This is a genomic window from Kluyvera intermedia, assembly GCF_021440345.1.
Lineage (GTDB): Bacteria > Pseudomonadota > Gammaproteobacteria > Enterobacterales > Enterobacteriaceae > Kluyvera > Kluyvera intermedia_A.
This window is the reverse complement of sequence record NZ_JAKCNS010000068.1, coordinates 1-22,269: the sequence shown is the minus strand read 5'-3', so window position 1 is coordinate 22,269 and position 22,269 is coordinate 1. Positions and strand designations below refer to the sequence as shown.

Genomic DNA, 22,269 nt, shown 5'->3' with positions numbered 1-22,269 from the left:
GTGTTCTATGCGTGTACTGATTAAAAACGGCACAATCGTCAACGCCGACGGTCAGGCAAAACAGGACCTGTTGATTGAAAATGGCCTAATCAGCCAGCTCGCCAATGAGATTACCGTCGAACAACCCTGCGAAATCATCGATGCCAGCGGCTGCTATGTTATGCCCGGCGGCGTTGACGTCCATACCCACTTTAATATTGATACCGGCCTTGCCCGCAGCTGCGATGATTTCTTTACCGGTACTCGCGCTGCCGCCTGTGGGGGGACAACCACCGTTGTCGATCATATGGGGTTTGGCCCGGCGGGTTGTCGGCTGCGCCATCAGCTCGAAACTTATCACGGCTATGCTGCCTATAAAGCCGTGATTGATTACAGTTTTCACGGCGTGATACAGCATATCAACCACGCTATCTTAGACGAGATCCCGATGATGGTTGAGGCGGGTATCAGCAGCTTTAAACTCTATTTAACCTATCAATACAAACTCAACGATGACGAAGTGTTGCAGGCGATGCGTCATCTGCATCAGGCAGGTGCGCTGACGACGGTGCATCCGGAAAACGATGCGGCTATCGCCCGTAAACGTTCAGAGTTTCTTGCGGCGGGTAAAACCGCACCGCGTTATCACGCGCTAAGCCGCCCGCTCGAATGCGAGGCGGAGGCGATTGCGCGGATGATCAATCTCGCCCAGCTTGCGGGGAATGCCCCGCTCTATATCGTCCATCTGTCAAACGGACTGGGACTGGACTATCTCCGCCTGGCGCGCGCACGTCATCAGCCGGTGTGGGTCGAAACCTGCCCGCAGTATCTGCTGCTCGACGAGCGCTGCTACGAGCGCGAAGACGCGTTGAAGTATCTGTTGAGTCCGCCGCTGCGTAACGCCAGCAATAACGATGCGCTGTGGTGCGGTGTGGTCGACGGCGCGATTGATGTCTTAGCCACCGACCACTGCTCATTTTCAATGGCCCAGCGCCAACATCTGTCTAGCGGCGATTTCAGCCGCTGTCCGAATGGCCTACCCGGAGTAGAAAATCGCCTGCTGCTGCTTTTCTCGCACGGGGTAATGAGCGGGCGCATTTCACCTGAACAGTTCGTCGCGCTCACCAGCGCTAATCCGGCGAAGTTATTTGGCCTATGGCCGCAAAAAGGACGGCTGGCGCCAGGGGCCGATGGCGACGTGGTGATTATAGACCCGCGCTGCACCACCACCATTCGTCATGAATTGCTGCATGACAACGCTGACTATTCGCCGTGGGAAGGCTTTATCTGCCAGGGTGCGATTCGTCAGACCCTGTCTCACGGCCGAGTCATTTTCAGCAACGGCACGTTTTGCGGCGTCGCCGGTCAGGGCCGTTTCCTGCGCCGGGCACCCTTTTCTCCCACCCTGCTTTCGGCCGGTGGAATGGCATCTTAAAGAGAGGATTCAATGAGCAAAAAAATTGTGCTTGCCCTTGGCGGCAATGCGTTAGGCGACGATCTGGCCGGACAAATGAAGGCGGTAAAGCAAACAGCGCAGGCCATTGTTGACCTGATTGCCCAGGGACACCAGGTGGTAGTGACTCACGGTAATGGCCCACAGGTGGGAATGATTAACCTCGCCTTTGAGGCCGCCGCGAAAACGGAAGCACATACCCCAATGTTGCCGATGTCGGTGTGCGTGGCGTTAAGCCAGGGCTACATTGGCTATGATCTGCAAAATGCGCTGCGGGAAGAGCTGCTCTCGCGCAACATGCCTGTTCCGGTGGCAACGATCATTACCCAGGTCGTAGTGGATGGCAATGACTCGGCCTTCAGCAATCCGACCAAACCGATCGGCTCCTTTTTTAGTAAGGAAGAAGCCGAACAGCTTACCCGCAAGGGCTATACCCTAAAAGAAGACGCCGGACGCGGCTATCGTCGCGTGGTTGCTTCGCCAATGCCGGTGGATATTGTTGAAAAAGAGACGGTAAAAACCCTGATGGATGCCCATCACGTGGTGATTACCGCCGGTGGCGGTGGGATCCCCGTGATTCGTGAGGGAAACCATCTGCGCGGCGCCAGCGCGGTGATCGATAAAGACTGGGCCAGCGCCAGGCTGGCGGCCATGATTGACGCCGACATGTTGATTATTCTCACGGCGGTTGAAAAAATGGCGATCAATTTCGGCAAGCCCAACGAACAGTGGCTGGACAAACTGACGCTGGGAGATGCCGAGCGGTTTATTGCCGAAGGTCATTTTGCTAAAGGCTCGATGCTGCCAAAAGTAGAAGCTGCCGCATCGTTTGCCCGCTCTCGCCCGGGCCGTAAAGCATTAATAACGGTATTGAGCAAAGCGAAAGAAGGTATTGAAGGTAAAACCGGAACCGTCATTGAGGGATAATATGGCGACCCGGATGCGGCATTGACGCCGAATCCGGGTTTATTCAACGGCACTCCGGGTGTGCCAGGACGAGGCGGGTTATACCACCGTTAGCTGCTTTTTCTGCTGTTTGATTCGTTGATTCATCAACGTCATTAGCGCCTCAAGCACCCCGCCACCAATGGCCCTTGCCTTGTCTGAAACGCTGGTGTAATCCGCATTCGCCCCACGCGGGTCGATATCGCTGATTTTAAATCCGCTATCGACAACCAGGCCATCGTTTAACAACCCGCGTACCATGCCGCCAAGCGGGGCGATGATTTCATGTTCGCCTACGGTCGCAATAACGTCGCCTTCATTGACGATATCGCCCAGTTTCACCCTGGAGCGCATCACGCCAGGCCCCGGTGCGCGAATCACTCTTTTTGCCGTGTGCCCCATAATGTTACCCGGAATACCGGTGTTCTCCTGCGCACAGCCCTGATAAATCACCTGTCCCAACCAGTGGCCGCGATTGGTTTCAATCACCGCATGGCAATCTTTACCGGCGCAAAAACCGGGACCCAGCGCAATCACCGAAGGGGCCAGATTGCAATGCGTCCCCAGGTTCTCTTTCGCAAGGATGGCATCCACCACGCAGCCAGGCTGTAATTCATGCAAACTTTCACATAATGGGTCGACCAGCACCGGGATCTCACCATTATCCGCCACGCTCAGCGCCTCGTTCACTGAAGACGTTCGCCGGGCAGTAACCCCTTCCACCGTCGTTTCGCCATCAAATACCGCCTGAGCGAATGCCACGGTACAGCGGATAACGGTTGGTTTTTCCACTTCCAGCATGATGACCTTAAATCCCGCGTGCCACAGACGCATCGCCACGCCGGTGGCAATGTCGCCCGCCCCGCGGATGACAACACGCACGGGTTGCGCCGGTGACTCACTGGCCATCATCAGCCCGCCGGGAGCCTGGTTCTTCACCTGCAAAATTTCAGCTAATACGCTGATGGCAATCTCATTTGGCGTTTCGGCACCAATGTTATAGCCCACCGGCGCATGCAGACGGGCAATCTGTTCTTCCGTTACGCCGTTCTCGCGCAGTTGGCGCAAAAACACCTGCACTTTGCGGCGACTCGCCAGTAATCCTAGCCAGGCGGTAGGCTGAGTCACCAGTTTATCTAGCGCCTCCCGATCCTGATTATTGGTGGCGATCAGCACAAAATTATTGGCCTGGATGGCCAGCTTATCGACGGCGAGGCTGAAATTTTCGGCATGCAGCAACTCGGTCAACGGCGGGAAATGGTCCGGATTGAGGCTTTCCGGGTAGATATCGGCCACCGAGATAGTAAATCCCAGCAGCGCAGCGCAGTGAGCAATAGCCCGGTTTACGTGCCCGGCGCCAATCAGCACCAGTCTTGGCCGCAGGCCGTGAACGCTGATATAAACCGACATCGCACCGCCGCAGTCCGAACCCACGGCGTCGCTGCCGGTACGCGCCATCCGGCCATGAAACATACGTGAGGATTTGTCATGCAGCGCGTCTAGCGCTTCATCAATCACCCGCCGTTCGACCATGCCGCCACCAATGGTGCCGACAATGCTGCCATCATCACGTACCAGCATTTGTCCGCAATGACGAGGCGTTGAGCCACGGCTATCAACAATCTGCGCCAACGCAAACGGACGGTTTTGTTCTTCGAGTCTTGCCGCTTCTGAGAAAATATTCATAACAACCTCAAATGGATATCCTTTCATCACCCCGGAATGGAGTCACTTTCTCACTCGTCTGCGCGTAATTGCAGGTCTCGTCTGAACCGCTCCGACCCAGAGGGCATCCACGTCAGTTTCCGCCATCAACAACTCCATTTGTAAATTCTCATTTTGAGAAATCTGATTGAGCAACCCTATCCGCCGGCATCCATCAGGGGCACCTTTAAACGCGCCCTGCGGATGGTGAATCAGACTGCGCAACATTGGCCACGTGAGCCTATCTCCCTGCGCTGCACCGGTAATCGCGGAAAAAAGTGGCCAGCGGTGGACGCTCGCTGGCCCAAGCATTTTTCCGAGCATCCCTGCCCCCATGACAGCAACTACGCAACAACTGCATTGAGGGATGCAAGGTTCATGCTCATCTGGTGCTTTCAGTGCAAAACCGTGAGCGCCATCAGCTTCTACCAAGACGACGTCGACTTGTCCCTGTGCAATCAGGGCATCCAGCGTTTCAGGAGAATATCCTTTGACCTTACCTGCATCGGCAAGCCAGCTTGAAAAACAGGCCTGGATCGGGCGCTGCCAGTTGGACGCGGGGAGCGCCAGCGGATCCCGGCAAATGAGGGTCGGTAGCGATTCCGGCACCCACATATGGGTGGTTGTGGTCAGTAAAACTCGCCGTCCAGCCTGCATAAAAAGCTCGGCCAGCCACAGTAATGTGCTGGTTTTGCCACCGGCACCAACGGCAGAAATAAGCAATGGGCTGGCATCGGCATTCAAATCACAAAAAATATAGTCAACGTACGGTATATTTTCCATATATTCACTCCCAATCCATTCCTCTGAGGGAAACATGACGCAGGTCGATTGCATTATTACCGCCGCCGGGTTATCTACCCGCATGGGTCAATGGAAAATGATGTTACCTTGCCAGGGGGGCACAATACTTGATGCAAGTATTAAAAACGCCCAATCATTTTGCTCACATATTATTCTGGTCATTGGCTTTCGCCATCAGGAGCTTGCCGAACGTTATTCCAGCCATCAGGGGATTACTGTCGTCTATAATCCTGATTATCAGCAGGGGCTATTTTCATCGGTACAGGCCGGAGCCCAGGCGCTAATCCATGACTACTGCTTTATCACCCACGGAGATTTACCTTTCCTGGCCCCAAAAATCTTTCATTCTCTTTGGTTACAGCGAATTAATGGCGCGTTACTCCCGGAGTATCAGGGCATTCCAGGGCACCCGATTCTGGTTAAACGCCAGACTCTGCTACGCTGCTTGCAACAAGGCGAAGGCCAAAATGTACGCCAGCGCCTGCTTGCCGATAGGCATCAACGAATAACGCTGGATTATCTGGAGATAGTCTTTGATATTGACACGCCCGACGACTTTGAGCGGCTACAATGCAGGATAAATAGTGAACAGTAATCGTGATATTCTCATATTGATAGAACTATGTTGTTATTGATAAATAATAAAACCCTGTTTGCAGGATTGATTTTAATTCTCATTAAGTCATTGTGAGTCCATTCACAAAGCCGGATTAACTTTAGATCTCCTTCACAAATATTCACTTCTCTCTTCTGCTGATAAATAACTGGTGTGATTGTTGCTCCACCTCTCTCAATCCGTCGGAATTATCACAATCCCGGCTTATGTGATTTAACAAGAAAGTCTAAGGAGAGGGTTATGGGAGATATCATGCGTCCCGTTCCGTTTGAGGAACTTTTGACGCGTATTTTTGATGAATACCAGCATCACCATTCTATCTTTGGTATTCCGGAACAACAGTTCTACTCGCCTGACGTTCACCGCCAGCTTAGCGTTTTTGGTGAAAGCTGCGCCACCCCGGTTGGTCCTGCCGCCGGCCCGCATACCCAACTGGCGCAGAATATCATTACCTCCTGGCTCACCGGCGGACGGTTTATTGAGCTGAAAACGGTGCAAATCCTCGACAAGCTAGAGCTGGAAAAACCCTGTATTGATGCAGAAGACGAATGCTTTAACACCGAATGGTCAACCGAGTTCACGCTGGTCAAAGCGGCAGATGAATATCTCAAAGCATGGTTTATTCTGCATTTACTTGAAGAGATCCTGCCGCTAACGCCGATGAAAACCGGCAAGTCTTTTATTTTCAATATGAGCGTTGGCTATAACCTCGACGGAATCAAACAGCCCCCCATGCAGCATTTCATCGATAGCATGATGGACGCGGGCAAACAGCCTGAATTTGCTCGGTATCAGGCAACGCTGAACCGTTGGCTGTCTAATGATGCATTCCTCGCCCGCCATGGTACGCCCGGCCTGAAAACGCTGGTGAATCGCATCCCCGCCCAGCTGGTGCAAGGGGTCACGCTGTCAACCATGCACGGCTGCCCACCGGATGAAATTGAAGCCATCTGCCGTTATATGCTCGAAGAGAAAGGGATTAATACCTTTGTTAAGCTTAATCCGACGCTGCTGGGCTACCCTCGGGTGCGTGAAATTCTCGATACCTGCGGATTCGGCTATATCGGCCTTAATGAAGAATCTTTCGATCACGACCTGAAAATCGATCAGGCGCTGGAAATGCTGCAGCGCCTACTGACGCTGGCCAAAGCGAAAAATCTCGGCTTTGGCGTCAAGCTAACCAATACCCTCGGCACGGTTAACAACAAAGGTGCGCTGCCGGGCAACGAGATGTACATGTCCGGGCGGGCGCTATTCCCGCTTTCCATCAACGTGGCCGCCCTGCTGTCGCGTAAATTTGACGGCAAATTGCCAATCTCTTATTCCGGGGGCGCCAGCCAACTCAATATTCGCGAGATTTTTGAGACCGGTATTCACCCAATAACCATGGCTACCGATCTACTTAAACCGGGCGGCTATTTGCGTTTAAGCGAATGCTTGCGCGAGCTGGAACAATCTAGTGGCTGGGAAATGACTCAGGTGGATGTCAAACGCCTGAACGCACTGGCGGAAAAAGCGGTCAGCATGGAGTACACCCAGAAGCAGTGGAAACCAAACGATCGCATCAACGTAGCAGAAAAACTACCGATGACCGACTGCTACGTTGCGCCTTGCGTCACTGCCTGTGCGATTAAGCAAGATATTCCGGAGTACATCCGTCTGCTGGGCGAGCAGCGTTATGCCGATGCGCTCGAACTTATCTACCAGCGCAACGCGCTGCCGGCTATTACCGGACATATCTGCGATCACCAGTGCCAGTACAACTGTACCCGCCTCGATTACGATAGCGCCCTGAATATCCGCGAACTGAAAAAAATCGCCCTGGAAAAAGGCTGGGGGGAATATCAGCGCCGCTGGCATAAACCGGCGGGTTCCGGCACGCTTCACCCGGTAGCGGTTGTTGGCGCAGGTCCGGCCGGTCTGGCTGCGGGTTATTTCCTCGCCCGCGCGGGTTACAGTGTCACTTTATTTGAACGTGAAACCAGCGCCGGTGGCGTAGTGCGTAACATCATTCCGCAGTTCCGTATCCCCGGGGAGCTCATCCAGCAGGATATTGATTTTGTGGTCAACCACGGCGTTGAGATTGTCTACGGCTGTGATCCACATCTGACGGTGGCGAAACTACAGCAGGAAGGCTTCCGTTACGTGCTGATTGGCACCGGGACCGATAAAAATAGCGGCGTAAAACTGCGCGGGAATAACCCGAATGTCCGTAAATCACTGCAGTTCCTGCGCGAATACAACCGGGGCGATCATCTGCAATTAGGCAAGCATGTGGCCATCGTTGGCGCGGGTAACACGGCGATGGACTGCGCACGTGCCGCACTGCGCGTGCCGGGCGTCGAAAAAGCGACGGTCATTTATCGCCGTTCGCAGCAAGAAATGCCAGCCTGGCGCGAAGAGTATGAAGAAGCGGTCCATGATGGCGTCGCCTTCCGTTTTCTGAATAATCCAGAGCAGTTTGACGCCGACGGCACCCTGACCGTACGCGTGATGGCGCTGGGCGAGCCGGATGAAAAAGGCCGCCGACGCCCGGTTGAAACCGCAGAAACCTGTACGTTACAGGTCGATACGCTGATCACCGCAATCGGCGAGCAGCAAGACGTCGGTGCCCTGGCGGCAATGGGGATTCCCGTGGATGAACACGGCTGGCCGGAGGTCAATGCGGATGGTGAAACGCGACATTCTGGCGTCTTCCTGATAGGCGACGTGCAGCGCGGCCCCTCTTCTATCGTCTCCGCTATCGGTAACGCCCGTCGTGCGACCGACACGATTCTGGCGCGAGAAAATATCCGCAGCCACCACGGCGATAAACGCTGGAATAACGTCGACCCTGCTGAAATCTATAGCCGCAAAGGCACCATCGTCATTGCGAAAGTTGATAAAGACGACCGCGATGCATTTGTTGCTCAGGAGGCCGCGCGCTGTCTCGAGTGTAACTACGTATGCAGCAAGTGCGTGGACGTATGCCCGAACCGTGCCAACGTCTCAATCGCCGTTCCAGGCTTCGAAAACCGTTATCAAACCCTGCACCTCGACGCTTTCTGTAATGAATGCGGTAACTGCGCCCAGTTCTGTCCGTGGCAAGGTAAACCGTACAAAGACAAAGTCACCGTGTTTAGTCTGCCGCAGGATTTCAGCAACAGCAGTAATCCGGGGTTCCTCGTGGAGGGCTATCAGGTACACATCCGTCAGGACGACAAAACCTGGCTGCTGACGCTGAACGACGAAGGCCAGTTCGCGCACATTCCGCCACAACTTGACGCGATGTGTCGCATCATCAGCCACGTTTATCGTCATCATCACTATCTTCTGGGAGCGGTCGCCGCATGAGTATGCTGATCCTGAAAAACGCCACCATCGCACAGCTTTATCCAGCGAAGGTGGAGAAAAATGTCGATATCGTCATTGAAAATGATGAGATCATTGCCACCGGCAGCAGCCTTGCTTCCCGCTACCCACAGGCCACCGTCAAAGAGATGCATGGTCGGCTGGTGATGCCGGGCAACGTGTGCGCCCATAACCACTTTTACTCGGGATTATCGCGCGGTATTCAGGCCAATATTGCCCCGAGCCCGGACTTTATCTCTACGCTAAAAAACCTCTGGTGGCGTCTCGACCGTGCGCTTGACGAAGAGTCGCTGTATTACAGTGGGCTTATTTGCTCGCTGGAAGCTATTCGCAGCGGCTGCACGGCGGTGATTGATCATCATGCGTCACCAAACTACATCGACGGGTCGCTAAGCCAGTTACGTCATGCGTTTTTGAAGGTTGGATTGCGCGGCATGACCTGCTTTGAAACTACCGACCGTAACGGCGGATCAAAAGAGCTACAGGCAGGCGTCGAAGAGAATATTCGGTTTGCCGATGAAATTGACCAGGCCCGAAAAGCAGGACGCGAACCCTACCTGGTGGAAGCGCATATCGGCGCACACGCGCCGTTCACGGTAACTGACGACGGTCTATCGATGCTCGGGGAAGCGTTAAAAGCCACCGGTCGAGGTCTGCATATCCATGCGGCGGAGGACAGCTACGATGTTTCTCACAGTCACCACCGGTACGGCAAAGATCTGCTGGTGCGGCTGGCAGAGTTTGACCTCATCGACAGTAAAACGCTGGTCGCTCACGGTCTTTATCTCTCCGATGCTGATATTGCCCTACTAAACGAGCGCGACGGATTCCTGGTACATAACGCTCGCTCCAACATGAACAACCATGTGGGCTATAACTATCGGTTACCTGAATATCGCAACCTGGCATTGGGTACCGACGGTATCGGATCCGATATGTTTGAAGAGATGAAGTTTGCTTTCTTCAAACATCGCGACGCCGGTGGCGCATGGTGGCCGGACAGCTTTGCCCGCGCGCTCAGCAATGGTAATACCTTGCTAAGCCGTAATTTTAACGCGAAATTTGGTCGAATTGAGGCCGGCTACAAGGCAGATTTAACCATCAGCGATTATCTTGCGCCTACGCCGCTGTTGGCCGAAAACATCGCCGGGCATATTGCTTTCGGGATGGGGGCAAACAGCGTACACAGCGTAATGGTCAACGGTGTGATGGTGTATGAAAACAGGCAGTTTACCTTCGACTGCGAGCCAATTTTTGCCGAAGCCAGCAAGGTGGCTGCGAAAATGTGGAAACGTATGGATGCCCTGAACTAACCTTGAGCCGGGCATAACACAAGGCCGCAGGTTAGAGACTGCGGCCTTTTATCGTTGATTAAAAAGTTGGTCAAAACACCGTCGCGCGCTGACGCTGTTGCTGCAGTGTCCGTAACTCATTCTCGGTGATTTTACGTAATGCCGACGTCGGGCAGACATCCACGCACGCCGGGCCACGCTCACGCCCATAGCAAAGATCACACTTCACAATTTCTGCCGCCGCACCGATCGAAATCGCCCCGAAAGGACAGGCAATAACGCAGCTTTGGCACCCGATGCAGGCCGATGAATTAGCTTCAACCCGCTCACTGCCGATACCTAAAGCTCCAACCGGACAGGCCGCCACGCAGGGCGCATTTTCACACTGGTGGCACATCGCCGGGACGCTCACCGTATCGAGTCGCAGCACGGTTAAGCGCGGCGCGAAAGGTGAGCTATCGGTGCTATGCTCCAGCGCACAGGCTACTTCGCAGGTGCGACAGCCGATACAGGCGTCAGCATCAGCCAGAATAAAATGGGTCATATTTCCACCGTTGGCGTAAACATCTTCAGCATGTCGTAAGCTGCCTGTCTTCCGGCCATCATCGCCGTTACCACCAGGTCAGCGCCGTGTACCGCGTCTCCACCGGCAAATACCTTGTCATTACCGGTCTGCGTGGTGCCTCGCCCTGCTCCTCCGGTTCGAATTTGTCCCAGGCGGTCAAGCTGGACACCGTGACCTCGCAGCCACGGCATTGTGTGCGCCTGGAAGCCAAACGCCATAATCAACACATCGGCTTTTAGCTCAAAGTCCGAGCCGACAATCGGACGAGGACGCCGACGACCATCGGCACCGGGTTCCCCCATCTCGGTGCGGATCATGCCGATGGCAATAACGTGTCCCTGCCGGTTACGCCGAATGGATTGCGGCTGGACGTTAAAACAGAATTCGACGCCTTCTTCGCGCGCGTTCACCACTTCCTTTTTGGACCCTGGCATGCTGAGCTCATCGCGACGGTACGCGCAGGTCACGCTGGCTGCACCACGTCGTATTGCCGTGCGCAGGCAGTCCATCGCCGTATCACCGCCGCCTAAAACCACCACGTGTTTATTTGCTATATCGACCAGCGGGTATTCCGTACTGGCTTCAAGGCCCATCACTTCCCGAGTGCTGGCAATCAGGAAGGGTAACGCCTGGATAACGCCGGACGAGTCTTCGCCTTCCAGCCCAGCCGACATCAGGCCGTAGGTGCCCACACCCACGAAGACGGCGTCGTAATTGTCCACCAGGTCGCCAAATGCGACATCACGCCCCACTTCATGATTGAGATAGAAAGTAACGCCCATGTCGCTCAACAACATGCGCCTGGTAGTGAGGATATTTTTATCGAGCTTGAACGGTGGAATGCCGAAAGTGAGCAGCCCGCCAATCTCTGGATGCTTATCAAAGACGGTAACCTGCACTCCTGTTCGTGCCAGAATATCCGCACAGCCAAGTCCCGCTGGCCCGGCACCAATAATGGCCACACGTTCTTTCCGTGGCGCCATATCGTGTAGCTGAGGCCGCCAGCCCATTGCCAGCGCGGTATCGGTGATGTAACGCTCAAGGCTGCCAATCATGACGGAGCCTCCGGCGTTCTTGAGGGTACAGGCACCTTCACACAACCGATCCTGTGGGCAAACCCGCCCGCAGATTTCCGGCAGAGAACTACTCTGATGGCAGAGCTCTGCGGCGGCAATAATTTCACCTTGTTGTACCAGACGAATAAATTCCGGAATGTGGTTATGCAGCGGGCATGTCCAGTTGCACCAGGCTTTGCTGGCACAGTGGAGGCAGCGTTCGCTCTCATATTGCGCATCACGGCCGCTCAGCCCGCTATCAATCTCGCCAAAATGGGTTATTCGCGTTGCGGCATCTATTTTCTTCACCCCTAACCGCGGTGGTTTCGCCAGGAAAACGTCGCGTTTATTGCGCTGCTGTGGCTGTACTGGCCGCCCTTGCGCGACACGGTTTTGCCGTTCGCGGCGTAAGGTGGTTAACCCAACGTCATCCATCAGCCGCAGCGCCTGCGTTGGGCAAACGGTCACACAAGCTGGATACCCGCTGACATGTTCATGGCATAGATCGCATTTTTGCGCCAGCTGCGGCGCGTTTTCACCGGCCGCTACCATCTCAATCGCACCAAATGGGCAGGCGACCGCGCAGTTTTTACAACCGATACACCATACCTGTTTAAACTGAATGCTCTGATTGTCGAGATACAGCGCATGCGTTGGGCATGAGGTGACGCACGGCGCGTCATTGCAGTGATGGCAAGTTGCTACGTGGTTCTCTTTATTTTGCGAGATAACGTGGATTCGCGGCTGAAAGTCCTGCCGACGTCGCGGCCAGTTATCGTCGTGGTGGGAAGTCACGCAGGCAACTTCGCAGGCATGGCAGCCAATACAGCGGGTGATATCGGCAACAATAAATTTATTCATCTGCTTCCCTTTATTATTGATCTCATCAAAGGGTTAGATGCAATAATCAGACGCACTTTATGCTTAATCGTAATGTAACTTATTTTTTGCGATCAATATCTAATAAAACGCTCTAATAAGAGCGTCAGAACCTTCAGAATCAAGCGCCGCGAATCATATTGCGATTCGACTGATTGGATGTATCTCATTGTGATGATTTTATCCATTGCCATTACAGCGTCTCGATCCGTTTCTCCGTTGATTTAATGCTTTTTATGTGATGCCTCACCCAATTCAATATATTTATCAGCTTCGAAATAAAAACTGGCATCACCTAAGCATGATGTGAAGAAGTATTCATCGTCTTTGTTCATTCTTCCTCTGGGGCCATGAATGGCCTGCATTAAAATATTCAGGAGATAGCAATTATGAGTGCCATTGATTCTCAACCACCATCGGTCACTGGTAGCCAACATGCGGTAGATGAGGTGGATCGCGTACTTCCCCCTGGCAAGCTGATAATCCTGGGTTTACAGCATGTTCTGGTCATGTACGCAGGCGCGGTTGCCGTTCCTCTCATGATAGGCAACCGACTTGGGCTCAGTAAAGACACCGTGGCCCTACTGATAAGCTCTGACCTTTTTTGCTGTGGCGTCGTGACGCTACTGCAATGCATCGGTATTGGCCGGGTTTTAGGGATCCGCCTGCCGGTGATTATGTCTGTGACCTTTGCGGCGGTAACGCCGATGATCGCCATTGGCATTAACCCGGACATTGGGCTCATGGGTATTTTCGGCGCGACAATTGGTGCAGGGATTATTACGACGCTAATTGCGCCGCTGATCGGTAGACTTATGCCGCTGTTCCCGCCTTTAGTCACCGGGGTAGTTATTACCTCTATCGGCCTGAGTATTATTCAGGTAGGTATCGACTGGGCCGCAGGCGGCAAAGGTAATCCAGAATACGGCAGCCCTGTTTATCTCGGCATTTCATTTGCCGTACTGTTATTCATTCTGCTGGTGACCCGCTTCGCAAAAGGTTTTATGTCAAACGTCGCGGTGCTGCTGGGTATTATTTTTGGTTTTGTCTTATCTATGATGATGAATGAAGTGAGTCTCACCGGCTTATATAATGCAAAATGGTTCGCCATCGTGACCCCATTTGCATTAGGCACGCCGGTATTTGATCCTATTTCGATCCTCACCATGACTGCCGTCGTTATCATCGTATTTATCGAATCAATGGGCATGTTTCTGGCATTAGGCGAGATTGTTGGCCGTAAACTCACACCACAAGATATCGTACGCGGCTTGCGCGTCGACGGGGTTGGTACGCTATTCGGTGGGATTTTCAATAGTTTTCCGCACACGTCATTTTCGCAAAATATCGGCCTGGTCGGCGTTACCGGTGTGCATAGTCGCTGGGTTTGCGTCGCTTCCGGCGGCATTCTGATTACCTTTGGGATGGTCCCGAAAATGGCGGTGCTGGTGGCATCCATCCCACAGTTCGTGCTTGGCGGCGCGGGGTTGGTGATGTTTGGTATGGTGCTTGCCACCGGTATTCGAATTCTGGCGCGGATTAACTACTCAACCAACCGCTATAACCTTTATATCGTGGCAATCAGCCTCGGCGTAGGGTTAACGCCCACCCTTTCAACCAACTTTTTCTCGCAGTTTCCGACGGTGCTACAGCCGTTGCTGCATAGCGGGATCATGCTCGCGACGTTTAGTGCAGTGACCCTGAATCTGTTCTTTAACGGTTACAACAAGCATACCGGCCTTATCCCTGATACTCCTTCGTCGCAGCGCCAACCGCGAACGATGCGGATGTTTTTGTTGCTGCGAAAAGTTAAAAAACAACAGCACCCGGAGGAGTAATCATCATCAGGCGTCGAAGGTTGTCCCTCGACGCCACGCATTTATGTCTGGAGCCATCATGCTAATTCGTATCGTTCTCTCGGCCATTATTCTTTTCCTGATGAGCCTGCCTGCGGTACAGGCAGCCTTCTCCCTTGGGCTAGCGAGCCGCTTTAGTTTTATTTTCTATTTTTAGTCATCATCTCCAGGTAGCCACCGCTCGCCAGGTGGCTGCCCCAACAGGCGATATCCGCCGGTCATGGTGGCGTTTTCTCAAAGTAATAATCGTTTTTTATCAAAATAATAATGTCCGGCTTCGTACTAACCGTAGATTCATTGCTCTGGGTTAGTAAAGACCATACTCCCTGCGGGCTAAGCGATTGACTTCGTCCCCAATAGTAAGAAAATATGCTCCACTCGTGACAACCCGAACAACGGCACCTATGACTCTCAGTTCTTTTAGTTTTTCTCGCATGTCAAACATGAAAAAGGCCAGCGCGTTGATTATCGCCGCGCTTTTGTTGGCCAGCTGCGACTCAAAGACTCCGGTTAAATCACCGTCCACCGCCACCCCGGGCAAAACCCAGCACAGTAATGAACCGATGCGTGGCGTCTGGTTAACCACCGTGTCGCGTCTTGACTGGCCACCGATAAGCTCAATCAACGCCGGCAGCGACACGCTGCGCATTAACCAGCAGCAAGCGGCGATGCGAGCAAAGCTCGACAATCTCAAGAGCCTTGGCATCAATACTATCTTTTTCCAGGTTAAGCCGGATGGTACCGCGCTGTGGCAGTCCGATATTCTGCCGTGGTCAGATATGATGACGGGCAACATCGGCCAATACCCGGGCTATGATCCGCTGCAGTTTGTGCTGGATGAAGCCCACAAGCGCGGCATGAAGGTCCACGCCTGGTTTAACCCTTACCGGGTCTCGGTGAACATCAAACCATCGACAATTGCCGCGCTCAATAATACTCTGTCGCAGTCACCGCCGAGCGTCTACGTTCTGCATCGAGACTGGATCCGTACCGCTGGCGACCGTTTTGTGGTCGACCCTGGTATCCCGGCGGCGCGCGACTGGATAACCAGCATCGTGGCGGAAGTGGTGTCGCGGTATCCTGTCGACGGCGTGCAGTTTGATGACTATTTCTATACCGAAACTCGTAGCTCCGCACTTAACGACAATGCCACCTTCAACCAATATGGCCAGGGTTTTGCCTCGAAAGCAGACTGGCGTCGCAGCAATACCCAGCAGTTGATAGCTCAGGTATCGCGTACGATTAAGCAGTTGAATCCTAACGTAGAATTTGGCGTCAGCCCGGCTGGTGTCTGGCGTAACCGCTCGCACGACCCTGCGGGTTCTGACACGCGCGGCGCGGCGGCTTACGATGAGTCTTATGCGGATACCCGTCAGTGGGTGCAGCAGGGTTTGCTGGACTACATTGCCCCGCAGCTTTACTGGCCTTTTGCCCGCGATGCCGCCCGCTATGATGTGCTGGCGAAATGGTGGGCCGACGTCGTGAAGCCAACCAATACGCGACTCTATATTGGTATTGCGCTGTACAAAGTGGGTGAACCGTCAAAAAATGAACCTGACTGGACCATTGAAGGCGGCGTACCAGAGCTGAAAAAGCAGATAGACCTGAACGAGTCGGCCTCAAACATCAACGGTACAATCCTGTTCCGTGAGGGATACCTTGAGCAACCGCAAACGCAGGATGCGGTGAATTATCTCAAAGATCGTTGGGGTAATTAATTGATAGCAAGAATCGGTGAATCGTCACCGATTCTTTTCCTGTTGAGGAAATACGTTACAACGATGTGAAACATCATTATGAATATCTATTAATTTCCGGATATTTCCAAAAACTGCTTGCCGCCCGCGCAGAACAGCCAGTAGTATCGAAAACAAGGCTTTTTTGCTGCAAAAAATAATAATAGGGTTTACCCCGCTATTCATCTTTCCCTTTTAAGTTACCCCTAATAACTCACTATTAACGTTCGCGTTATTTTTCGATATTTATGAGTATTATGATTAAAGAAACAGCGATATCCCGTCCTCAATGGACCTCAAAAGATACCATCTGGATGATGGGTGTTTATGGCGCAACGGTTGGAGCAGGTACGCTGTTTCTACCGGTAGAAATTGGAACGCGCGGCCCGCTGATCTTTCTTATGCTACTCCTACTCGCCATTCCGCTAGCGCTGGTCCCGCACGTGTTGATTTGCCGCGTCTTTATGCGAGACCAGCAAGGACATGACCAGGCCGATCAAACGCTGCCGCTGTTTGGATCTTTTTTTGGTGCCAAAGGCCGCCAGGCGATGAAGGTGTTCTTCTGCGTGGCGCATTATCCGGTCACGCTGGTGTATGCGGTTTCCTTAATCAACGCGCTGAGCCATTTCCTGATTGAGCGTCTGCATATTACCGGTATAAACCGGGCGAGCCTGACGCTCGCAGTACTGCTCATTCTGCATCTTGTCCTCAGCAAAGGGCGCGACAAAGTCGTCAGCACCCTGAGTGCGCTGGCTCTGCCGTTCGCGATTGCCATTATCGTGATTGCGGCTTCGCAAATTCCGGCATGGAATTTCAACAACATTTCCAGCGCCTGGCAGCAGACGCAATCGTCGTCGATGAGCAGTTCGTTGAAAGATGTGTGGTTAACCCTGCCGCTGATTGCGTTCTCACTGTGTTCCGCCCCGCTCATCCCGGCGCTGGCCTCCTGGTATCGTGAACCGGGACATGGCGGTGAGAATCAGTCCGTACGAGTGATTCGCCGTGCCTATGCGCTCATTTTCTTCAGCATTATTTTCTTCGTGTTGAGCTGTATTTTGAGCACGCCGCGTGAAACGTTTGAGATGGCGAAAGCGCAAAACCTAAACGTGCTGTCGGTGATTGGCGGCCACGGTGGTATGAGCGCGATCCTCTATCTGGCACCGTTTATTGCTATTCTGGGGATGACTAAGTCATTTTTAGGCATTTCGATGCCGGTTGCCGAAACCTTTAACGTACTGGCGACTGACCTGTTTAAAATACAGCGCGCCAGCCACATTCAGCGTATTAAATTGGTTATTTCGGTACTGATGTTTATTGTCACATCCCTTGTGGTTTATATAAACCCGGATGTTATCAATATGATTGAAACCATCTGCGGACCGCTGATCGCGATTTTCCTGTTTATTATTCCAACCTGGTTAATCTTTACTCGCCCAGCGTTACAACCATTGCGAGGCCCTACCTCCGTGCTGGTGATGATAAGCGGAATTCTGACCGTGTCGGCATTGCTCTATTCCATGTTTTAAGCGATATAACAACGCCGGTGAATACCGGCGTTGTTTTGCTGACTGCCGACACCGGGCAATCTCCGGCGTCATCCCATTTTGGCTAGCGATAAACGTACATCCCGCCTTCAGCACCACGGCTGAATAGCACCTGCCATAGCTCGATATCACGTGCGCGAAACGCCCCTGCACAAGCACACAAGTAGTAGTTAAACATCCGGCGAAAATGGGTGCTGTAATGTGGGGCCAGCGCGGGCCAGGCCGCGTTGAACCGCTGATGCCATGCCATTAGCGTTTTGTCATAATCGCTGCCAAAGTTATGCCAGTCTTCCATGATGAGCCGCGATTCACTGACATTGGCTATCTGCCTGATAGACGGCAAGCAGCCGTTCGGGAAGATGTATTTATTGATCCACGGGTCAACATTCACCCCGGTTTCATTACTGCCAATGGTATGCAGTAAAAAGATGCCGTTGGGTTTGAGGCAACGGTCGACAACGCTGAAATAGGTGTCGTAATTTTTTGGACCAACGTGCTCGAACATCCCGACTGAAACAATGCGATCGTACGTTTTAGTCAGATCGCGATAATCCTGCAGCAAAATCGAAACGTCCAGTCCCTCACAATGTTGCTGGGCCAACTTTTGCTGTTCTCGCGAAATGGTGACGCCATCTACGCTGACACCATAATTGCGTGCCGCATAGGCGGCGAGCCCGCCCCAACCGCAGCCAATATCCAGAAGCTGCATGCCTGGTTGTAGCTGCAGTTTTTCACAAATCATTTTAAGTTTCGCATTCTGCGCATCTTCTAGCGTCTGCGCTTCTTTCCAGTAACCGCAGGAATATTGCATATGCGGGTCGAGCATCAGGGTAAACAGGTCGTTACCAATATCGTAATGCTCTTTCCCGACAATCCACGAGCGGCTGCGTGATTGCAGATTAAACAAACGGGCGCTGGCAATGCGTAAAATATCCTTCAGATTACCGGGCATTTGTTTATCTAGTTTTGCCTTAAGAATTTTATAGAATAATATGTCGAGGCGTTCACAATCCCACCACCCTTCCATATAGCTTTCGCCCAATCCTAGCGAACCCTGCTGAAATACACGTTTGAAAAAATCGGCGTGGTGCACCTGAATATCCCATGGCCGCGCCCCGTTAATCTTAATATCAGCCTGACGGAGTAGATCGTTACCCATTCGAGACCAGTTATCATTTAATTCATTAACACTTATTACGTCTGAGCAAACCGTGGCCATGATCCCTATCCATATTTGAGTCAGTATTTTCTGTGTAAGATTATTATTGATAACGCGATGGTATGTATTATGATGTGAGGACAATATTTATCGAATAGACGTCATAATGATGGACGATTGCCCTTCTTTCACGACCACACAGGCAAAACGCTGGATCTCCTCACCCGATGACTCAATGAAGGAGCTGCCGCAGTCGGTCTATTTTCGCTCCTATGTGCTAGCGGCTAACAATCATGTCGACCAGCACAGTCATGCATTTGCCCAGTTTCACTTCGCACGTAAAGGAAGTATGCGTATTGATGTGGCGGGAAAATGCTGGGTGATTCCGGCTCATTACGGAATTTGGATCCCGCATAACACCCGTCATGCCGTATGGGCGCTGGATGACGTGTATCTGGAAAATCTGGACATTGAACCCGACTTTTTACCGGCGCCTATTGATGAATGTAAAGTGGTGGCGATCAGCGATTTTGTGCGCGAATTTATCCATTATGCCACCACTAACACGCCAGAACGCTTCGATATCACGGGCAAAGAGGGAAAATTGGTCAGCGTATTGCTGGATGTGATTTTGCAACTGCCGGAAGTGGAACTGATGCTGCCATGGCCGCAAAACGCAGCGCTGATGAAGGTTTGCCGAACCATCCAGGAATCGCCCGGCCAGGAACATGCCATGGAAGACTGGGCCAGCCATCTGGGGATGTCAGCCCGTACTTTTTCCCGTCACTTCAAAAAAGAAACCGGAATGCCTTTTAGCGCCTGGAAACAGAAAATGCGTATTCTCGAATCAGTGATGATTCTAAAAAAGAATAAGAACGTTACCGCCGTTGCGCTCGAGGTCGGTTATTCCAGCACCGCTGCTTTTAGCTACGCATTTCGCCAGGCATTTGGTGTCCCGCCGTCGAGCTATTAATGAATAGCCTTACCTTGCGGGTTATATTTATAAATGAACGCGCTCGATCTGCCCGTCATCAGCTGAATCTCCTTAATGCTATAACCCTGCATAAGAAGCTGCTGGATCTTTATTTTATCGCGCTCAACATCCTGTTTTCTGGAATCATTGGTCACGACTTCTCGCGTTGATTTCATTTGTAGCTGAAGGTGGCAAACATTGATTTTATCCCACGCCATTCGACATTGTTCTCTATTGGCGAGTACGCTGGTAGAAATCTCCTGCCAGATACACAATGCGCGGCGGAAAAAACCTTTAGATTCATTGAGCTGTGCCAGCATTATCAGAGCGTTAACTTCTGCAGACATAATTAAAGACCCACAAGTGAATGAGTAACACGCGAACGCGCTATGGCTTATTTTATTTGTATGATAAATACAAATTAACGCCACTGTCTATGGCTTTCAATGCCATTGTTGATACTCATTTTTCATGATAACTATGCCTTAATGGCATCATTTCAGCTGTGTGAAACACAAATTGGCCCAATAACATCGAAAGTTGTCTTCTGGCCAGCGGCGAAAAAACACCGCTCCCGCATACTGTTGTTATCAGATAACGGATACACAGGATCCCCGCCATGAAAATCACCCAGATTCGTAACGCGACTCAGTTAATCACCTACGCCGGTAAACGCTTCCTTATCGACCCCATGCTGGCGAAAAAAGGGGCTTATCCAGGATTTAGCGGCAGCGCGCGCTCGCAAATTCGCAACCCGATGGTCGACCTGCCGGTAAGTATCCACACACTGCTGGATGTTGACGCTATCATTGTGACCCACACTCACCCGGATCACTGGGATGAGGCGGCCGCTGCGCTTATCCCGAAATCGATGTTGATTTATGTACAAAATGATAGCGATGAAGCTATTTTACGGGCCCAGGGATTTACGCAGTTACGTCAACTTTCAGCCAACAGCCATTTCGAAGACATTACGCTGATAAAAACCGACGGCCAGCACGGTTCCGATGATGCCTACGCCATAGCCGAATTAGCCGAACGGCTCGGTGAAGCGTGCGGAGTGATATTTCAGCACCCCGCAGAAAAAACGCTCTACCTCGTCGGCGACTCTATCTGGATTGATGGCGTGGCTGATAATATGCGCCGTTACCAGCCCGGTGTGGTGATTATGAATACCGGATGGGCGCACCTGCTCGGGTTTGGGCCGATAATCTTTGGCAAAGAGGACGTGCTGAAAGCGCACAATATTGTGCCGCAGGCGCAAATTGTGGCCACCCATATGGAGGCGGTTAACCACTGCTTAGTCACCCGCCAGGCACTGCTGCAATATGCACAAGATAATGAAATACAGTCATTTGTTAGCGCACCGGATGACGGTGACAGCGTCACGTTTTAACGGAGAATAGCGGTATGCCTACCACGGTTGCGATCGTTGCCAGCGAAGGTTTCAGCACCTTTCACTTTTCGGTACCGCTGATTCTGTTTGGCGCAAACGCCGGAGGGCAGCCGCGTTTTACGCGCTATATTTGCGCCGAGGAACCGGGCCTGGTGTGGTCACAGGAAGGAACGGCGGTGCAAGCCACCCACGATTTCACCACGCTGGCACAGTGTGAAATCGTGATTGTCCCTTTCTGGCGGCACGTCGATGAAAAACCCTCTCCGGCGCTACTCGATGCGTTGCTTAAGGCGCGCGAAAATGGCGCTACGCTGGTTGGACTGTGCCTGGGGACTTTTGCGCTCGCCTATACCGGTATACTCGACAACCGGCGCGCCGCCACCCACTGGGAGTACGAAAAGGCCTTCCAGCGTTTTTTCCCGCAAATCACTCTCGATGTCAACGTACTCTATACCGATGATGACGGGCTCATTACCTCAGCCGGTACTGCCGCCGCGCTGGACTGCTGTCTGTATGTGATTCGACAGCGATTTGGTGCCAGCGTCGCCAATCAAATAGCGCGCAGGATGGTCACACCGCCGTACCGCGAAGGCGGCCAGGCGCAGTACATTGAACAGGTGGTGCCGCACCATACCGGCGATAATCGAATCAATCAGCTGCTCGAGTATTTACAAGCCAATCTGGAGATGCCGCATAATATCGATTCACTCGCCCAACAGGCCGCCATGAGCCGTCGAACGTTAACCCGCCATTTCCAAAAAGCGACCGGGATGTCGATGGGGGAATGGATAACGACCGAGCGCTTGCGCCGCAGCCAGGTACTGCTCGAAACCAGCACACTCTCCATTGAACGAGTAGCCGAGAAGTCAGGTTTTCAGTCATCGGTCACTTTTCGGCAAATCTTCCGCGAAAAACTGGGCGTAAGCCCACTGGAGTGGCGCAGTGATGTAGCCCCCTGAAAC

The 22,269-nt window shown here is 52.6% G+C and carries 17 protein-coding genes; 11 read left to right on the top strand and 6 right to left on the bottom strand.

Annotated elements, in window-relative coordinates:
• The first annotated feature begins 7 nt into the window (after window positions 1–7).
• Complete coding sequence (gene hydA, locus LZ634_RS17720; RefSeq protein ID WP_234507587.1) at window positions 8–1,414, top strand: dihydropyrimidinase; 1,407 nt, start codon at window positions 8–10, stop codon at window positions 1,412–1,414.
• A 12-nt stretch (window positions 1,415–1,426) separates the two neighbouring features.
• On the top strand, window positions 1,427–2,359 hold the full coding sequence (arcC, locus tag LZ634_RS17715) for a carbamate kinase (protein WP_234507585.1): 933 nt from the start codon (window positions 1,427–1,429) through the stop codon (window positions 2,357–2,359).
• 78 nt (window positions 2,360–2,437) lie between these two features.
• On the opposite strand, the gene yqeB is transcribed toward arcC, so the two are convergent.
• Both yqeB and yqeC read right to left on the bottom strand, forming a co-directional pair.
• On the bottom strand, window positions 2,438–4,063 hold the full coding sequence (gene yqeB, locus LZ634_RS17710) for a selenium-dependent molybdenum cofactor biosynthesis protein YqeB (RefSeq protein ID WP_234507583.1): 1,626 nt from the start codon (window positions 4,061–4,063) through the stop codon (window positions 2,438–2,440).
• Between the two features lie 42 nt (window positions 4,064–4,105).
• Complete coding sequence (yqeC, locus tag LZ634_RS17705; protein ID WP_234507581.1) at window positions 4,106–4,864, bottom strand: selenium cofactor biosynthesis protein YqeC; 759 nt, start codon at window positions 4,862–4,864, stop codon at window positions 4,106–4,108.
• A gap of 34 nt (window positions 4,865–4,898) precedes the next feature.
• Between yqeC and LZ634_RS17700 the strand changes: the two genes are divergently transcribed.
• From LZ634_RS17700 to ssnA, 3 genes are all read left to right on the top strand, one after another.
• On the top strand, window positions 4,899–5,480 hold the full coding sequence (locus tag LZ634_RS17700; RefSeq protein ID WP_234507579.1) for an NTP transferase domain-containing protein: 582 nt from the start codon (window positions 4,899–4,901) through the stop codon (window positions 5,478–5,480).
• A 261-nt stretch (window positions 5,481–5,741) separates the two neighbouring features.
• On the top strand, window positions 5,742–8,834 hold the full coding sequence (ygfK, locus tag LZ634_RS17695; RefSeq protein WP_234507576.1) for a putative selenate reductase subunit YgfK: 3,093 nt from the start codon (window positions 5,742–5,744) through the stop codon (window positions 8,832–8,834).
• Window positions 8,831–10,165: a putative aminohydrolase SsnA gene (gene ssnA, locus LZ634_RS17690; protein ID WP_234507574.1), complete on the top strand. Its 1,335-nt coding sequence runs from the start codon at window positions 8,831–8,833 to the stop codon at window positions 10,163–10,165. Before ygfK ends, ssnA begins: the two co-directional genes overlap by 4 nt.
• Before the next feature lie 70 nt (window positions 10,166–10,235).
• On the opposite strand, the gene LZ634_RS17685 is transcribed toward ssnA, so the two are convergent.
• Together LZ634_RS17685 and LZ634_RS17680 are read right to left on the bottom strand one after the other, a co-directional pair.
• Window positions 10,236–10,688 carry a 4Fe-4S dicluster domain-containing protein gene (locus LZ634_RS17685; RefSeq protein WP_234507572.1) on the bottom strand — a complete coding sequence of 151 codons (453 nt, stop codon included), beginning with the start codon at window positions 10,686–10,688 and terminating at the stop codon, window positions 10,236–10,238.
• Window positions 10,685–12,625 carry an FAD-dependent oxidoreductase gene (locus LZ634_RS17680; protein ID WP_234507570.1) on the bottom strand — a complete coding sequence of 647 codons (1,941 nt, stop codon included), beginning with the start codon at window positions 12,623–12,625 and terminating at the stop codon, window positions 10,685–10,687. Before LZ634_RS17680 ends, LZ634_RS17685 begins: the two co-directional genes overlap by 4 nt.
• A 407-nt stretch (window positions 12,626–13,032) precedes the next feature.
• On the opposite strand from LZ634_RS17680, the gene LZ634_RS17675 reads away from it, so the two are divergent.
• The 3 genes from LZ634_RS17675 to LZ634_RS17665 all read left to right on the top strand — a co-directional run bounded on the left by LZ634_RS17675 (window position 13,033) and on the right by LZ634_RS17665 (window position 17,761).
• A complete protein-coding gene (locus LZ634_RS17675) occupies window positions 13,033–14,481 on the top strand; it encodes a nucleobase:cation symporter-2 family protein (protein WP_234507568.1) in 1,449 nt (482 codons plus the stop codon).
• 461 nt (window positions 14,482–14,942) lie between these two features.
• The gene (locus LZ634_RS17670) at window positions 14,943–16,217 is read left to right on the top strand and encodes a glycoside hydrolase family 10 protein (protein WP_234507566.1); all 1,275 of its coding nucleotides are present in this window, start codon (window positions 14,943–14,945) and stop codon (window positions 16,215–16,217) included.
• A 332-nt stretch (window positions 16,218–16,549) separates the two neighbouring features.
• Complete coding sequence (locus LZ634_RS17665) at window positions 16,550–17,761, top strand: amino acid permease (protein ID WP_234507602.1); 1,212 nt, start codon at window positions 16,550–16,552, stop codon at window positions 17,759–17,761.
• Between the two features lie 82 nt (window positions 17,762–17,843).
• Here the strand turns inward: LZ634_RS17665 and cfa are convergent, their stop codons facing one another.
• A complete protein-coding gene (gene cfa, locus LZ634_RS17660; protein WP_234507564.1) occupies window positions 17,844–18,998 on the bottom strand; it encodes a cyclopropane fatty acyl phospholipid synthase in 1,155 nt (384 codons plus the stop codon).
• 106 nt (window positions 18,999–19,104) lie between these two features.
• Here cfa and LZ634_RS17655 point away from each other — a divergent pair, with 106 nt between their 5' ends.
• A complete protein-coding gene (locus LZ634_RS17655; RefSeq protein ID WP_234507562.1) occupies window positions 19,105–19,911 on the top strand; it encodes a helix-turn-helix domain-containing protein in 807 nt (268 codons plus the stop codon).
• Here the strand turns inward: LZ634_RS17655 and LZ634_RS17650 are convergent.
• Window positions 19,908–20,258 (bottom strand): hypothetical protein, encoded by a 351-nt coding sequence (locus LZ634_RS17650; protein WP_234507560.1) that lies wholly within the window; start codon window positions 20,256–20,258, stop codon window positions 19,908–19,910. The two genes, LZ634_RS17655 and LZ634_RS17650, sit on opposite strands and share 4 nt — an antisense overlap.
• A 272-nt stretch (window positions 20,259–20,530) precedes the next feature.
• On the opposite strand from LZ634_RS17650, the gene LZ634_RS17645 reads away from it, so the two are divergent.
• Window positions 20,531–21,307 (top strand): MBL fold metallo-hydrolase, encoded by a 777-nt coding sequence (locus LZ634_RS17645; protein WP_234507558.1) that lies wholly within the window; start codon window positions 20,531–20,533, stop codon window positions 21,305–21,307.
• A gap of 14 nt (window positions 21,308–21,321) precedes the next feature.
• Complete coding sequence (locus LZ634_RS17640; RefSeq protein WP_234507556.1) at window positions 21,322–22,266, top strand: GlxA family transcriptional regulator; 945 nt, start codon at window positions 21,322–21,324, stop codon at window positions 22,264–22,266.
• Window positions 22,267–22,269: the final 3 nt, after the last annotated feature.